At 70.7% G+C, this 15,193-nt stretch carries 12 protein-coding genes and 5 pseudogenes; 5 read left to right on the top strand and 12 right to left on the bottom strand.

The window, feature by feature from the left end; genetic code table 11:
- Window positions 1-474: 474 nt before the first annotated feature.
- The 3 genes from OG982_RS22700 to thyX form a co-directional block, all read right to left on the bottom strand.
- Complete coding sequence (locus tag OG982_RS22700; protein WP_266783929.1) at window positions 475-2,160, bottom strand: ribonuclease J; 1,686 nt, start codon at window positions 2,158-2,160, stop codon at window positions 475-477.
- Between the two features lie 135 nt (window positions 2,161-2,295).
- Entirely contained in the window at window positions 2,296-3,195 is a 900-nt protein-coding gene (gene dapA, locus OG982_RS22695; protein ID WP_266783931.1) for a 4-hydroxy-tetrahydrodipicolinate synthase, read from the bottom strand.
- Between the two features lie 225 nt (window positions 3,196-3,420).
- Window positions 3,421-4,161, bottom strand: coding sequence for an FAD-dependent thymidylate synthase (gene thyX, locus OG982_RS22690; RefSeq protein WP_266783933.1), 741 nt, complete (start codon window positions 4,159-4,161; stop codon window positions 3,421-3,423).
- A gap of 240 nt (window positions 4,162-4,401) precedes the next feature.
- Between thyX and OG982_RS22685 the strand changes: the two genes are divergently transcribed.
- Window positions 4,402-4,632 (top strand): hypothetical protein, encoded by a 231-nt coding sequence (locus OG982_RS22685; protein ID WP_266783935.1) that lies wholly within the window; start codon window positions 4,402-4,404, stop codon window positions 4,630-4,632.
- Between the two features lie 47 nt (window positions 4,633-4,679).
- On the top strand, window positions 4,680-5,237 hold the full coding sequence (locus OG982_RS22680; RefSeq protein WP_266949183.1) for a PH domain-containing protein: 558 nt from the start codon (window positions 4,680-4,682) through the stop codon (window positions 5,235-5,237).
- A gap of 43 nt (window positions 5,238-5,280) precedes the next feature.
- Here OG982_RS22680 and OG982_RS22675 read toward each other — a convergent pair whose 3' ends face one another.
- From OG982_RS22675 to OG982_RS22635, 9 genes and pseudogenes are all read right to left on the bottom strand, one after another.
- Window positions 5,281-5,733, bottom strand: coding sequence for a hypothetical protein (locus tag OG982_RS22675; protein ID WP_266783939.1), 453 nt, complete (start codon window positions 5,731-5,733; stop codon window positions 5,281-5,283).
- 19 nt (window positions 5,734-5,752) lie between these two features.
- On the bottom strand, window positions 5,753-6,508 hold the full coding sequence (gene dapB / locus OG982_RS22670) for a 4-hydroxy-tetrahydrodipicolinate reductase (protein ID WP_266783941.1): 756 nt from the start codon (window positions 6,506-6,508) through the stop codon (window positions 5,753-5,755).
- Between the two features lie 80 nt (window positions 6,509-6,588).
- Window positions 6,589-7,968: a pitrilysin family protein gene (locus tag OG982_RS22665; RefSeq protein WP_266783943.1), complete on the bottom strand. Its 1,380-nt coding sequence runs from the start codon at window positions 7,966-7,968 to the stop codon at window positions 6,589-6,591.
- On the bottom strand, window positions 7,965-10,187 hold the full coding sequence (locus tag OG982_RS22660) for a polyribonucleotide nucleotidyltransferase (RefSeq protein ID WP_266791783.1): 2,223 nt from the start codon (window positions 10,185-10,187) through the stop codon (window positions 7,965-7,967). Before OG982_RS22660 ends, OG982_RS22665 begins: the two co-directional genes overlap by 4 nt.
- A 280-nt stretch (window positions 10,188-10,467) precedes the next feature.
- The gene (gene rpsO / locus OG982_RS22655; RefSeq protein ID WP_008737721.1) at window positions 10,468-10,755 is read right to left on the bottom strand and encodes a 30S ribosomal protein S15; all 288 of its coding nucleotides are present in this window, start codon (window positions 10,753-10,755) and stop codon (window positions 10,468-10,470) included.
- A gap of 246 nt (window positions 10,756-11,001) precedes the next feature.
- A pseudogene (locus tag OG982_RS22650) lies at window positions 11,002-11,058 on the bottom strand (hypothetical protein); the annotation flags it as partial.
- Window positions 11,059-11,264: 206 nt separating this feature from the next.
- Window positions 11,265-11,447: pseudogene (locus tag OG982_RS22645) on the bottom strand (type VII secretion integral membrane protein EccD); the annotation flags it as partial.
- Window positions 11,444-11,793 (bottom strand): annotated as a pseudogene (locus tag OG982_RS22640) (hypothetical protein). The pseudogenes OG982_RS22645 and OG982_RS22640, both read right to left, overlap by 4 nt.
- Window positions 11,794-11,807: 14 nt before the next feature.
- Complete coding sequence (locus OG982_RS22635) at window positions 11,808-12,512, bottom strand: hypothetical protein (protein WP_266949181.1); 705 nt, start codon at window positions 12,510-12,512, stop codon at window positions 11,808-11,810.
- On the opposite strand from OG982_RS22635, the pseudogene OG982_RS22630 reads away from it, so the two are divergent.
- From OG982_RS22630 to OG982_RS22620, 3 genes and pseudogenes are all read left to right on the top strand, one after another.
- Window positions 12,472-13,131, top strand: a pseudogene (locus OG982_RS22630) (type VII secretion protein EccC); the annotation flags it as partial. The gene OG982_RS22635 and the pseudogene OG982_RS22630 overlap by 41 nt on opposite strands.
- Window positions 13,132-13,230: 99 nt before the next feature.
- Complete coding sequence (locus tag OG982_RS22625; protein WP_008737714.1) at window positions 13,231-13,464, top strand: DUF397 domain-containing protein; 234 nt, start codon at window positions 13,231-13,233, stop codon at window positions 13,462-13,464.
- Between the two features lie 316 nt (window positions 13,465-13,780).
- A pseudogene (locus tag OG982_RS22620) lies at window positions 13,781-14,444 on the top strand (hypothetical protein).
- Window positions 14,445-15,193: the final 749 nt, after the last annotated feature.

Below are 15,193 nucleotides of genomic sequence, written 5' to 3'. Positions count from 1 at the left end.
AAAGGAACCTCATCCACCGAAGTGGACGGGGTATCAACTTCTGGCGTTGATTTTTGGCACGCTGTTGAGTTCTCAAGGAACGGACGCTTCCTTTGTACTCACCCTCGCGGGCTTTCCTCCGGGCTTTCGTTCTTCGTTCTTGCGTTTCCGACTCTATCAGAGTCAGTCCCGCTCGCTTTCCAGGTTCTTCGCTTTCGCGTTTTCCCTTTCCGGCGATTCCAACCTTACCAGATCATTTCCGCGCCGTTTCCGACTTGGATTTGAATTCGGCGGCCGTTGGAGGGCCTTTCCCTTTCGGGTGGATCAGACTTTATCAGGTCTCCCTGAGTGCTGATTCCCACCCGCCCGCACATGCCCGTCCGGGCACACGTGTGTGCCCGGGTGCCGTGCGAGGTGGAGACGTAAACGTACTGGAGCGGGGCCCCCGGATGCAAATCCGGTTGCCCCGCTCCAGTGAGGTCGCTACGGCGAGGCTCAGACCTCGACGACGACCGGGAGGATCATCGGGCGGCGGCGGTAGCTGTCCGACACCCACTTGCCCATGGTCCGGCGGATGAGCTGCTGGATCTGGTGCGGCTCGGCGACGCCGTCGGCGGCGGCGCGGGCGATGGCTTCCTCGATCTTCGCGCTGACCGCGCCGAAGGCCGAGTCCTCGATGCCGGAACCCCTGGCCTGGATGTTCGGGCCGCTCACGACCTTGCCGGTGGAGCTGTCGACCACGACGTAGACCGAGATGATGCCCTCGTCACCGAGGATCCGGCGGTCCTTGAGCGAGGTCTCCGTGACGTCGCCGACCGAGAGGCCGTCCACGTACACGTAGCCGGCCTGGACCTTGCCGGAGATCCGGGCCTTGCCGTCGATCAGGTCGACGACCACGCCGTCCTCGGCGATGACGATGCGGTCCTTCGGGACGCCCGTCATGGCACCGAGCTCGGCGTTGGCGCGCAGGTGGCGCCATTCGCCGTGGACCGGCATCAGGTTCCGCGGCTTGCAGATGTTGTAGAAGTACAGCAGCTCGCCGGCGGAGGCGTGGCCGGAAACGTGCACCTTGGCGTTGCCCTTGTGGACGACGTTGGCGCCCCAGCGGGTCAGGCCGTTGATCACGCGGTAGACCGCGTTCTCGTTGCCCGGGATCAGGGACGACGCCAGGATCACGGTGTCGCCGGGGACGATCCGGATCTGGTGGTCGCGGTTGGCCATCCGGGACAGGGCCGCCATCGGCTCGCCCTGCGAACCCGTGCAGACCAGGACGACCTCGTGGGCCGGCAGGTCGTCGAGGGTCTTCACGTCCACGACGAGACCGGCGGGGACCCGCAGGTAGCCCAGGTCGCGGGCGATGCCCATGTTGCGGACCATCGAGCGGCCGACGAAGGCGACCCGGCGGCCGTATTCGTGGGCGGCGTCGAGGATCTGCTGGATGCGGTGCACGTGGCTGGCGAAGCTGGCCACGATGATCCGGCTGTGGGCGTTCGCGAAGACCGTGCGCAGGACGTTGGAGATCTCGCGCTCGGGCGGGACGAAGCCCGGGACCTCGGCGTTCGTCGAGTCCGAGAGGAGGAGGTCGATGCCCTCTTCGCTCAGACGCGCGAAGGCGTGCAGGTCGGTGAGGCGCTTGTCCAGCGGCAGCTGGTCCATCTTGAAGTCGCCGGTGGCCACGACCAGGCCGGCGCCGGTGCGGATGGCCACGGCCAGCGCGTCCGGGATGGAGTGGTTGACGGCGATGAACTCGCAGTCGAAGGGGCCGAGGTTCTCGCGCTCGCCTTCCTTCACCTCGAGGGTGTAGGGGCGGATGCGGTGCTCCTGGAGCTTCGCCTCGATGAGGGCCAGCGTCAGCTTGGAGCCGATCAGCGGGATGTCCGGCTTCTCCCGGAGGAGGTAGGGGACGGCGCCGATGTGGTCTTCGTGGCCGTGCGTGAGGACGATGCCCTCGATGTCGTCGAGCCGGTCCCTGATGGACGAGAAGTCCGGAAGGATCAGGTCGATGCCGGGCTGCTCCTCCTCGGGGAAGAGCACGCCGCAGTCGACGATCAGCAGGCGGCCGTCGAACTCGAAGACGGTCATGTTGCGGCCGATCTCGCCGAGGCCACCCAGGGGGGTGACACGGAGGCCGCCCTTGGGCAGCTTCGGCGGCGGGCCGAGTTCAGGATGCGGATGGCTCAAAAGTATCTCCTCACCACGCGCGCCACGTACCCCTTGAGGCACGTGGCGCGCATGTCATTCGTGCACTATCTGTTGTCTGTCTTGTTCTTGATTCAATGCTTCGCGGTCGTGCTTGTTCAGTTGTGAAGTCTGTTGTCAGAGCTGTACCCCGCCGGCGGCAAGATCGATCTTGAGCTGAGCCGTCTCTTCGGCGCTCAGCTCGACCAGCGGGAGCCGAAGCGGGCCCGCGGGCAGGCCCTGGAGGTTCAGGGCGCCCTTGGTGGTCATCACACCCTGGGTGCGGAACATGCCGGTGAAGACGGGGAGCAGCTTCTGGTGGATCTCGGTGGCCTTCTGGACGTCCCCGCCCAGGTGGGCTTCGAGCATGGCGCGCAGGTCCGGGGTGACCACGTGGCCGACCACGGAGACGAAGCCGACCGCGCCGACCGACAGGAGCGGCAGGTTCAGCATGTCGTCGCCGGAGTACCAGGCCAGGCCGCTCTGCGCGATGGCCCAGCTGGCGCGGCCGAGGTCGCCCTTGGCGTCCTTGTTGGCCACGATACGGGGGTGCTCGGCCAGCCGGACGAGGGTTTCCGTCTCGATCGGGACACCGCTGCGGCCGGGGATGTCGTAGAGCATGACCGGCAGGCCGGTCGCGTCGGCGATCGCGGTGAAGTGCCGGAAGAGGCCCTCCTGCGACGGCTTGCTGTAGTACGGGGTCACCGCGAGCAGGCCGTGGGCTCCGGTGCGCTCGGCCTGGCGGGCGAGTTCCAGGGTGTGGCGGGTGTCGTTGGTGCCGATGCCGGCGACCACGTGGGCGCGGTCACCGACCGCTTCGAGTACGGCTCGTACGAGGTCGTTTTTCTCCGCGTCGGTGGTGGTGGGCGACTCACCGGTGGTGCCGTTGATGATCAGGCCGTCGTTGCCTGCGTCCACCAGGTGGACGGCGAGCCGCTGCGCGCCGTCGAGGTCGAGTGCGCCATCCGCCGTAAACGGCGTGATCATGGCGGTGAGGACCCGCCCGAAGGGGGTCTGCGGAGTCGAGATCGGAGCCATGGGTAACACGCTACTCGCTGCCACGCTCGCGGTGTCCCCTCGGGGGACGTCAACAGGGACACCTCCCTGTAACGGCGAGGTGGTGTTGGAGCCCGGCACTGCCTGCTCGGGGGTTCAAGCAGTGCCGGGTCCGTTTGATCAGCCTAGATGAACTTTACGAAACGCCGCAATACGGACACTTGGGACTTCGCTCCGTACATCAGTACGCCATGGGTGCATCAGCCCTTATGGGGCAACGCGCCCGTTGCCGTTGAAGGCGGCGTACGTGAGCGGCATGAGCTTCGCCCAGTGCTGCTCCATCTTCTCGCCGACCATCTCGATCTCCCGCTGCGGGAAGGACGGGACCGCCGCCAGCTCGTGCTGGGTGCGCAGGCCGAGGAAGTGCATCAGCGAGCGCGCGTTGCAGGTGGCGTACATCGAGGAGAAAAGTCCGACCGGCAGGACCGAACGGGCAACCTCGCGGGCCACGCCCGCCGCCAGCATCTCCTGGTAGGCCTCGTAGGCCTGCCGGTACGAGTCCTCCATGACCCGGCCCGTCAGTTCCTGCTGCGCCTGGGTGCCCTCGACGAAGACGTACTTGCCCGGGCGGCCCTCCTGGACGAGCTTGCGCTCGGTGTCCGGGACGTAGAAGACCGGCTCCAGCTCCCTGTAGCGGCCGGATTCCTCGTTGTAGGACCAGCCGACGCGGTGCCGCATGAACTCGCGGAACACGAAGATGGGGGCGCTGATGAAGAACGTCATCGAGTTGTGCTCGAAGGGGCTGCCGTGGCGGTCGCGCATCAGGTAGTTGATGAGGCCCTTGGAGCGCTCCGGGTCCTTCTGGAGCTCCTCCAGGGACTGCTCGCCGGCCGTGGAGACCCGGGCGGCCCACAGCACGTCGGAGTCGGCGGCGGAGTGCTTCACCAGCTCCACCGTCACATCGCTGCGGAAGCTGGGTTTCAGGTCTGAAGCGGCGGTCTCGCTCACCGGGGGTCCTTCCGAACATGCACGGGCTGGGCGCGCCCACTCTACGTCGCCCCGTGCGAGCGCTCGCGCAGACCCACTCGGGTGCCGCGTCACCCGGACAGCTGACGCCTCGCCATGAATTTTGGTTAATGCCCCGAAATCCGGCACCGATTGGGCCCGCCACTCGTCTTACCTCACAGAACGCCAGCCCGTCCCGCCGCCGGAGAGCCGGCGGCATCGATCGTGAGGAGAGTCGCTCCCATGTTCAGCCGGCGCGAACCCGTCCCGTTCGCATTCGTCGCCGAAGCCGACCGATTCCGCAGCAACGTCACTCCGCCGCCACGCGAAACTCTGAGCAAGAGCCAGATGGCCGCCCGTAGTCTGGTGGGCCTGACCGTGGTGGCCGGGCTCGTCGGCTCGTTGCTCCTCGGAATGCCCGCACTTCAGCCCAGCAACGCGCCGCAGAAGTCCGAGGCCTCCCAGGGGCGGTAGCCTCACGTCACAGCCCAACCGAACGTGCATGTGAGTGAGGTCCAGCCGTGCCCCTGCCCTTTTTGACGGCCGACGGCGTATTCGAAGCGCATGAAGACGATGCCCTCGCCCACGTCGACCACGACCGCTGGCGCCGGCCCTACCGGCCCGGCCCCTGGCGGGTGGCCGCCGCCGCCCTGCTGCTCCTGCTGGCCGCCTTCATGCTGCTCTCCACAATGATCATCGCCTTCGTGGGTGCCTGGACCGGGGCCGTGGCCTGCCTCGCCGCCGCGCTCGCCGTGATCGGGTCCGCGCTGCGGATCCTGCTCGCGGGCGTCTGGGTGAGCCCCTCGGGGCTGCGCCGGGTGGCCTTCCTGCGGACCCGTTCCCTCGCCTGGAGCGAGATCGACGCGGTCCGTACCGTCCAGCAGCCGGTGCGCTGGCTCGGGCTGCCGAGGACCGTACAGGGGCAGGCGCTGACGGTGGCCGCGCGCGGCGGCGCGGAGCTGCCGGTGCTGCTCACCGACCACAACGCCGACTTCCTGTCGCGGACGGAGGCCTTCGACCGGGCCGCGCACGCGGTCGAGGCCTGGGCGGACGAGTACCGGGCCGTGGCCGCCGCGTAGGAGCGACGACACCGCGGCACGGGGAAGCCCGTACAGGACCTGATCAGGCCTGTGCGGGCTTTCCGTCGTGCAGGGCGATCGCCCGCTGCATCGCCTTGCGGGCCCGCGGGGTGTCGCGGGCGTCGTGGTAGGCGACGGCGAGCCGGAACCAGCTGCGCCAGTCCCCCGGCGCGTCCTCGGTCTCGGCCTTGCGGCGCGCGAAGACCTCGTCGGCGGAGTCCCGCAGGATCCGGCCGTACTGGTCCCGCTCCAGCTCGTCGACGGGGAGTCCGCCCTCGGACTCCAGCTCGGTCGCGAGCTGGTTGGCCCGGGTGACGAACTGGGTGTTCTTCCAGAGGAACCAGACGCCGATGACCGGCAGGATCAGCACCGCCACCCCGAAGGTGACGGTGAGCAGGGTGCCCTGCCGGATCAGCATCAGGCCCCGGCTGCCGACCAGGACGAAGTAGAGGGCCAGGACGGCGGCCGTGATGAAGTAGGTGATCTTCGCGCGCATGGGTACTACTGCCTGCTCATCAGCCGAGGTCGAGGAAGTGTTCCAGGCCGAAGGTGAGGCCCGGGGTCTGCGTCACGCGGCGCGCGCCGAGCAGGATGCCCGGCATGAAGCTGCTGTGGTGCAGGGAGTCGTGACGGATGGTGAGGGTCTCGCCCTCGCCGCCGAGCAGCACCTCCTGGTGGGCCAGGAGGCCGCGCAGGCGGATGGCGTGCACCGGGACGCCGTCGACGTTGGCGCCGCGGGCGCCGTCGAGGGCGGTGACGGTGGCGTCGGGCTGCGGGGCGCAGCCGGCCTCGGCGCGGGCGGCGGCGATCAGCTGCGCCGTACGGGCCGCGGTGCCGGAGGGGGCGTCCACCTTGTTGGGGTGGTGGAGTTCGACGACCTCGACGGACTCGAAGTAGCGGGCGGCCTGGGCGGCGAACTTCATGGTGAGGACGGCGCCGATGGAGAAGTTCGGGGCGATGAGCACACCGGTCTCCGGGGAGCCGGCCAGCCAGCCGTTCAGCTGGGCGAGGCGGTCGTCGGTCCAGCCGGTGGTGCCGACCACGGCGTGGATGCCGTGGCGGATGCAGAAGTCGAGGTTGCCCATGACGGAGGCGGGGGTGGTCAGCTCGACGGCGACCTGGGCGCCGGTCTCGGCCAGCGTCTCCAGCTTGTCGCCGCGGGAGAGGGCGGCGACCAGTTCCATGTCCTCGGCGGCCTCGACGGCCCTGACGGCCTCGGCGCCGATGCGCCCCTTGGCTCCGAGAACCGCTACCCGCAGCTTGCTGCTCATGCGTCTTCGCTTTCTGTCGTACGGGCCGGGCACCGGCCGGCGGCCGGTGCCCGGCCCCAGGGGGTCCGGGTCTCCGGGTCTCAGACCACCGCTTCGTCGAGGCGGGCGGCCTGCTTCTCCTTCAGCGGGCCGATCACCGCGAGCGACGGCCGCTGGGCCAGTACATCGCGGGCGACCGCACGGACGTCGTCCGGGGTCACGGCGGCGATCCGCGCCAGCATGTCGTCGACGGACATCTGGTCGCCCCAGCACAGCTCGCTCTTGCCGATGCGGTTCATGATGGCACCGGTGTCCTCCAGGCCGAGGACCGTGGAGCCGGAGAGCTGGCCGATGGCCCGCCTGATCTCGTCGTCGGTGAGACCGTCGGCGGCGACCTTGTCGAGCTCCTCGCGGCAGATCCGCAGCACGTCGTGGACCTGGCTGGGCCGGCAGCCGGCGTAGACCCCGAAGAGTCCGGTGTCGGCGAAGCCGGAGGTGTACGAGTACACGCTGTAGGCCAGGCCGCGCTTCTCCCGGACCTCCTGGAAGAGCCGGGAGGACATGCCGCCGCCGAGGGCGGTGTTCAGCACGCCCAGGGCCCAGCGTCGCTCGTCGGTCCGGGCCAGGCCGGGCATGCCGAGGACCACGTGGGCCTGCTCGGTCTTGCGGTTGATCAGCTCGACGCGGCCGGAGGTGCGGATCCGCTTGGTGCCGCCGCGCGGGCCGATCGGCTCGGCGTCGGTGCGGGTCAGCGCGCCGGCCTTCTCGAAGGCGGCGCGGACCTGGCGTACGACCTTGTTGTGGTCGACGTTGCCGGCGGCGGCCACGACCAGGTGGGTCGGGTCGTAGTGCTTCTTGTAGAAGCGGCGGATCCGGTCGGCCGTGAGGGCGTTGATCGTGTCGACGGTGCCGAGGACGGGACGCCCCAGGGGGGTGTCGCCGAACATGGTCTGCGCGAACAGGTCGTGCACGCAGTCGCCCGGGTCGTCCTCGGTCATCGCGATCTCTTCGAGGATGACGCCGCGCTCGGCGTCGACGTCGGATTCGAGGATCAGCGAGCCGGTGAGCATGTCGCAGACCACGTCGATGGCCAGCGGCAGGTCGGTGTCGAGCACCCGCGCGTAGTAGCAGGTGTACTCCTTCGCCGTGAAGGCGTTCATCTCCCCGCCGACCGCGTCGATCGCGGAGGAGATGTCGAGGGCACTGCGCTTCTCGGTGCCCTTGAAGAGGAGGTGCTCCAGGTAGTGCGTGGCGCCGTTCAGCGTGGGCGTCTCGTCGCGGGAGCCGACGTGCGCCCAGATGCCGAACGTGGCGGAGCGGACGGAGGGCAGCGTCTCGGTGACGACGCGCAGTCCGCCGGGGAGGACCGTGCGGCGGACGGTGCCGATGCCGCCCTGCCCCTTGAGGAGGGTTTGGGTACGGGCGACGGCCCGCCCCTCCGAAGAGGGGCGGGCCGTCACACGGGAACTACGCGACGTCACTTGTCGGAGTCGTCCTTGTCGGCATCGGCGTCGGCCGCTTCGCCCTCGATCACGGGGATCAGGGAGAGCTTGCCGCGGGAGTCGATCTCGGCGATCTCGACCTGGACCTTGGTACCGACCGCGACCACGTCCTCGACGTTCTCCACGCGCTTGCCACCGGCGAGCTTGCGGATCTGCGAGATGTGGAGCAGACCGTCCTTGCCGGGCATGAGGGAGACGAAGGCACCGAAGGTGGTGGTCTTGACGACCGTACCCAGGTACCGCTCGCCGACCTCCGGCATGGTCGGGTTGGCGATCGCGTTGATCGTGGCGCGGGCGGCCTCGGCGGCCGGGCCGTCGGCGGCACCGATGTAGATGGTGCCGTCGTCCTCGATCGTGATCTCGGCGCCGGTGTCCTCCTGGATCTGGTTGATCATCTTGCCCTTGGGGCCGATGACCTCACCGATCTTGTCCACCGGGATCTTGACGGTGATGATCCGCGGGGCGTTGGGGGACATCTCGTCCGGCGTGTCGATCGCTTCCATCATCACGTCGAGGATGTGGAGGCGGGCGTCGCGGGCCTGCTTGAGGGCGGCGGCCAGGACGGAGGCCGGGATGCCGTCGAGCTTGGTGTCCAGCTGGAGCGCGGTGACGAACTCCTTGGTGCCGGCGACCTTGAAGTCCATGTCGCCGAACGCGTCCTCCGCACCGAGGATGTCGGTGAGGGCGACGTAGTGGGTCTTGCCGTCGATCTCCTGGGAGATCAGACCCATGGCGATGCCGGCGACGGGGGCCTTGAGGGGCACACCGGCGTTCAGCAGCGACATGGTGGAGGCGCAGACCGAGCCCATGGACGTCGAACCGTTGGAGCCGAGGGCCTCGGACACCTGACGGATCGCGTACGGGAACTCCTCGCGGGTCGGGAGGACCGGCACGATCGCGCGCTCGGCGAGCGCGCCGTGGCCGATCTCGCGGCGCTTCGGCGAACCGACGCGGCCGGTCTCACCGACGGAGTACGGCGGGAAGTTGTAGTTGTGCATGTAGCGCTTGCGGGTCACCGGGGAGAGGGTGTCCAGCTGCTGCTCCATGCGGAGCATGTTGAGGGTGGTGACGCCCAGGATCTGGGTCTCGCCACGCTCGAACAGCGCCGAGCCGTGCACGCGCGGGATGGCCTCGACCTCGGCGGCGAGGGTACGGATGTCCGTGATCCCGCGGCCGTCGATGCGGACCTTGTCCTTGATGACGCGCTCGCGCACCAGGGCCTTGGTCAGGCTGCGGTAGGCGGCGGAGATCTCCTTCTCGCGGCCCTCGAAGGCCGGGAGGAGCTTCTCGGCGGCGATCTCCTTGACGCGGTCCAGCTCGGCCTCGCGGTCCTGCTTGCCCGCGATGGTCAGCGCCTGGGTGAGGTCGCCCTTGACCGCGGCCGCGAGGGCCTCGTACACGTCGTCCTGGTAGTCCAGGAAGACCGGGAACTCGCCCTCGGGCTTGGCGGCCTTGGCGGCGAGGTCCGACTGGGCCTTGCACAGGACCTTGATGAACGGCTTCGCGGCGTCCAGACCGGCGGCGACGATCTCCTCGGTCGGCGCCTCGGCGCCGCCCTTGACGAGGGCGATGGTCTTCTCGGTGGCCTCGGCCTCGACCATCATGATCGCGACGTCGCCGTCCTCCAGGACGCGACCGGCGACGACCATGTCGAAGACGGCGTCCTCGAGCTCGGTGTGCGTCGGGAACGCGACCCACTGGCCGCGGATCAGCGCGACGCGGACGCCGCCGATCGGGCCGGAGAAGGGCAGACCGGCCAGCTGCGTGGACGCGGAGGCGGCGTTGATCGCCACGACGTCGTACAGGTGGTCGGGGTTGAGGGCCATGATCGTCGCGACGACCTGGATCTCGTTGCGCAGGCCCTTCTTGAAGGACGGGCGCAGGGGGCGGTCGATCAGGCGGCAGGTGAGGATCGCGTCCTCGGAGGGCCGGCCCTCACGACGGAAGAAGGAGCCGGGGATCTTGCCGGCCGCGTACTGCCGCTCCTCGACGTCCACCGTCAGGGGGAAGAAGTCGAGCTGGTCCTTGGGCTTCTTCGACGCGGTGGTGGCGGAGAGCACCATCGTGTCGTCGTCCAGGTAGGCAACGGCGGAACCGGCGGCCTGGCGGGCCAGACGGCCCGTCTCGAAGCGGATGGTGCGGGTGCCGAAGGAACCGTTGTCAATGACGGCCTCGGCGTAGTGGGTCTCGTTCTCCACTAGCGTTTTCTCCATATTCGTCGTCTCCGTCCGCCACCCGTGTGGTGGAGGACGGTGTCGGAGAAGCGCTCCTGGCGTGCGGGCCGGTCTTCGATCGAAGCACCCGGTGCGTGGCCCGTGGGGGCCTTCCGGATGCCACTACCGAGGACCGGCGGCGTAGGGAGGGCGCTCCTCCTCTTCGGTGTGCGCGTTCTCAGACTACAAAGCGTCCGGTGCGTCGCGCACGTACAGCAAAGGGAGCGGCCCCCTCAGAGTGGGGTCCGCTCCCTTCACAGCGTCTTTACTTGGCGCCGGCCGCACCGCGGCGGATGCCGAGGCGCTCGACCAGCGTACGGAAGCGCTGGATGTCCTTCTTGGCCAGGTACTGCAGCAGGCGGCGACGCTGGCCGACCAGGATCAGCAGACCACGACGGGAGTGGTGGTCGTGCTTGTGGGTCTTGAGGTGCTCGGTCAGGTCCGAGATGCGGCGGGACAGCATCGCGACCTGGACCTCGGGGGAGCCGGTGTCGCCCTCCTTGGCACCAAACTCTGCGATGAGCTGCTTCTTCGTTGCGGCGTCGAGCGGCACGCGTACTCCTCGTAATAGGTCTTCGTAGCCACCGAGTGCCCCAGGTCGAATTCTCTGGGGAGCTTCCGTAACTCGGGAGGCGGGGTCCGCTGGGCGCAGTCCACAGACCCTCTGTCGAGGAATCCGGGGGACGCGTACACAAACGGCCGTCACACAGCGTACCAGGCTGCCGGGCCCCGGATCTCGGCTGGTGAGCGAGCGGGCCCTTGCGTAGACGTCGAGCACGGCCAGGGCCAGCGGGACCAGGCTGAGCAGTACTGCGGCCTCGGTGAGGTCGAGCAGCCGTCCCCAGAAGGGTGACAGGCCCTTGCGGGGGATGACAAGCGAAATTCCGGTGAGGAGGGCCGCAGCGGCCGGTGAAGGCGGCCGAGAGCCGGATGGTGCGGAGTTCCATGCCGCGGCGGTCGTGGTGGTGGACGAGCTCGAAGAGGAGGCCGTGCCGGCGGTCGCAGGGCCAGGCCGGTGGCGAGGGCGAGGAGGCGGCCCCGGGCGTCGCCGGAGAAGCCGAGGACGGGGACGGAGCCGGCGGTGACCGCCGCGCAGCGGGCGAGGGGGCCGAGGAGGCCGAGGAGCTTCTCGTGGCTGCGGCGGGCCCGGGCTGCGATCAGCTCGGCGTCGAGGGTGGCGGCGGGCCTCGGGCGGCTCGGGGCCGGGCCGCTCAGGGCCGGGCCGCTCAGGGCCGGGGGCTTCACCGTACGGGTCGACGGCGTGACGGTCTGGGGTCTCGTACGGCGCTACGGAGCCCCGCGGGGCGGCGTAGTCGAATGGGGAGCCGGGCGAGGCGGGTCGCCGGGGCGGGGAGAAAGGCGACGGCTCCGATGGCGACGGGCTCGGTGGCGGTGGCGGTGGCGCAGGCCCCGGCGGCGATGGCCGCGAAGGTGGCGAGGGCGCCGGTGGCGGCGAGGAAGGCGGCGGCCACGAAGGCGGCGTCGCCGCCGGGGTGAGCGCGACCAGGGTCACGTAGGCGACGAGGTCGCAGACGCAGCCGAGCAGGAACTGCAGGCGGCCGGGTCCCTGGCCGGCGGCGGGGGCGACGATGCCGGAGCCGGCGATCAGCGCCAGCGGCAGGGCGGCAGGGCGTCGGGGCCGAGGGCGACGGCGGAGCCCGGGTCGCGGTTGGCGCGGGCCCGCACGCCGGACGCGGCGGTGACGGGGAGGTCGACGGCTCCGGCGATGACACCGGGCAGGCTGTGCGTGTCGTGGCGGACCGGGTCGGCGTACCAGAGGACGAAGCCGAGCAGGACGGGCTGGACGGCGGCGCTGGCCGGGCCCGCTCCGCGCCGCGTGTCGTCGCTCCAGCGGCGCCGGTCGCGGACGACCGCCGAGGCGACGGCGTCGGCGTCGGCGTCGGCGTCGGCGTCGGCGTCGAAGACAGGGTCGGCGTCGGCGTCGGCGTCGGCGTCGGCGTCGGCGTCGAAGACAGGGTCGGCGTCGGCGTCGAAGACAGGGTCGGCGTCGAAGACAGGGTCGGCGTCGGCGTCGAAGACAGGGTCGGCGTCGGCGTCGAAGACAGGGTCGGCGTCGAAGACAGGGTCGGCGTCGGCGTCGAAGACAGGGTCGGCGTCGGCGTCGAAGACAGGGTCGGCGTCGAAGACGGCGTCGGCGTCGGCGTCGGCGGGCGGCAGGGAGTCGACGAAGGGGCGCAGGCTGAGCACCTCGTCCAACTGGGCGGGCCGCGGCTCCGGGCGTGCGGCTGCTGCACGCCGACCGGCTGCCCGGGGCGGGGAGCACCCAGCGGGCGGACTGTCGATCGGCATCGACGAGACGGCGCTGGAGCCGGTGTTCCTCGACTTCGACGCCGATCCGTTCCTGCTCGTCTTCGGCGAGAGCGAGTCGGGCAGACGAACCTGCTGCGGCTGGTCGCGCACCGGTACCAGCCGGAGCGGGCGAAGCTCGTGGTCGGCGACTGCCGGCGCAACCTGCTGGTGGCGGGAGGAGCACCTGCTGGAGTAGGCGCCGACTGCCGACTCCCTGCAGATGCACATGGCGGCGCCGGCCGGGGTGTTCGGCCACGTCACGCCGCGGCAGCTGCGCGACCGCAGCTGGTGGACGGGCCCGGACGTGTTCATCGTGATCGACGACTACGACCTGGTGGCCACGAGCCAGTACCTGTCGTTCGCCCGGACACCGGGGTGCGCTTCGTCATCGCCCGCAACTCGGCGGAGCCTCGCGGGCGCTGTACGAGCCGTTCACCCAGCGGATCAAGGAGCTGGGCGCGCAGGGCCTGATCCTGTCGGGCAACCCGTCCGAGGGGAACTCGGCGGCGGCGTCCGCCCGCGCCCGATGCCGCCGGGACGGGCCAACTTCGTCTCGTGCAGGCGCAGCACCTCGCTGGTGCAGCTGGGGCGGATGCCCGCGATGGGATCCGGCCGGTGACGGGGGAGCTGGGGAAACCCTCCCCCGGCGGGCCCCGCAGCACCGATAATCGGCAGCGAAGACCTCAGCAGCACCGCACCACCGAGGGAAAGGCCGCACATGGGCACCCAGCAGGAGAAGGACGAGCTGTACGCGCTCGACATCAGCGGCGTGGAGTGGGAAGGGCCGCCCGGGACGAGCCCGAGCGAGGAGCGTGTCGAGATCGCGAAGCTGCCCGGGGGCGCGGTGGCCATGCGGTCCTCGCTGGACCCGGACACCGTGCTGCGCTACACGGCGGCCGAGTGGGAGGCGTTCGTACTCGGGGCCAGGGACGGCGAGTTCGACCTGACGTAGTCGGCCCGTGGTGCAACGCCGACGGGGCGCGCCCGGTTCGGGTGCGCCCCGTCGGCGTGTTCGGGTTCGGGTCCGGGCTGGACGCTCGGGGCTCGGGCGGCCGTCCGGGGCTCCGCCCCGCGCCCGCCGGTCGGCGCGCCGATGGCCTCGGTGCCGACGCTGGCGACGAACTTCAGCCTGCCGATGGCCCGGGGGGAGCGGCACGGCGTCACGCTGACCGGGCACGTCCGGGTCACCGGGCGCAGTGACGCCGAACTTGGCGGCCTGCCGGGCTCTGGGTCGGACTGCCGGCCTCGCTGCCGCTCGGAGGAACGCGATGAGGGCCTCGACGAGGGGCGGATACGGCTTGCCGGGCCCGCGCCGGGAGCGGCATTCGGTCCCGGCGGCGGACCTGGACGCGCAGGGCAGTCCGGCGGTGCTCGGCGTGAACCGGCCGACGCCGTACGAGGTGACGCTGATCGGCGGGCTGTGGACGGCCCAGGTGCTGGCGCTGCGGACGGCGGCCACGGGTGCGCGGGGCGCGGTGGAGACCGGGCGGGCGGGGGTGTGGTCCGGGCCGGCGCGGGCGGCGGGTGACGGGCAGCCGTGCGTGACGCTGTACGAGGTGGGGCGGGTGCCGCCGCAGGGGGCGCGTCGGCGGGCAGCCCGGCACGGTTGATCCGCGACTGCGGCATGAAGCCCCCGCGCGGCCGGGTGTCGGCGGCGCTGTGGCAATCGGTGCTGACGCTGCTGCCGTACCTGAGCCCGACGGCGCCGCGGCTGCCGAGGAACTCGGCGCTGGTGGGTGTCCAGCGGGTGTCCCGGACGAGGCGGACCAGATCGGCCGCCTGATGAACCTGCCGGACCCGGCGGCGGATTCACTGCCGGCATTGGGCGACGGGGTCACCCTGTGGTGCACCCTGCGCGACCGGACGTTCGTGAAGACGGAGGGCACCGAGACGGAGCGGGAGCTGCTGGGGCCGCCGCGGCGCATCGACTGACGGGCTCCGGGCCGGTTCCGTACGGTTCCCTGCCGGTTCCCTGCGGGGCGGTTCGGTACGGACGTCGCCCCCCCTCAGGCCACTTCCCCACGGGGCGGGGTCCGGCGGGGCGGGGGCCTGGCGGCCCGGGGTCCCGACGGCCTGAGGTTCGGCCGGGCCCGGGGTTCGGCCGGCCAGGTTCCCGGCGGGTCCGAGGTCCGGGGCCCGGCGGGTCCGAGGTCCGGGGCCCGGCGGGAACATGGCTCGACGGGACCCCGGGCCCGGCCGGGGCTGGGGTCCCGGCGGGCTCGTCCCAACAGGCGGGTGCTGGTAAGGCCAGTTGCCTGCGCTCCAGGTTCCCGGCGGGCAGGTTTCGGTGGGCAGGTTTCGGCGAGGCAGGTCTTGGTAGGGCGAGTCCCTGCGAGGCTCGTTGCCTGGGTGGCGGGTGCTGGGCCGAGACCGGTCGCGGACTTCGGTGGCGGAGGCAGCGGTCCTACTGCGGGCTCGGGAGCGGGGTAGTTCGGTCGCCGGAGGGCAACGCGCCGCCGTGAGCGGGAGATTGGCGCTCCCCCGCAAGGCGAGCTGACGGAGGTTGGCCACCAGGGGCGGAGTCTGGTGGTGGGGTCGGGGTCCCTGTCGGGCGCGGGCGCCGGAAAGTTCGGTTGCCGGAGGGCCTGCACGCCCTGTAGGCAGGAGATCGACCCCCACAGCGCGAGCCGACACGGCCGACGCGGCCGGGGGCGGCCACCGGAGCGGACTTCGGCGGCCGG

This window comes from Streptomyces sp. NBC_01551 (assembly GCF_026339935.1).
In the GTDB taxonomy this organism is placed as follows: Bacteria; Actinomycetota; Actinomycetes; order Streptomycetales; family Streptomycetaceae; genus Streptomyces.
This window is presented reverse-complemented; position numbering and strand designations above follow the sequence as displayed.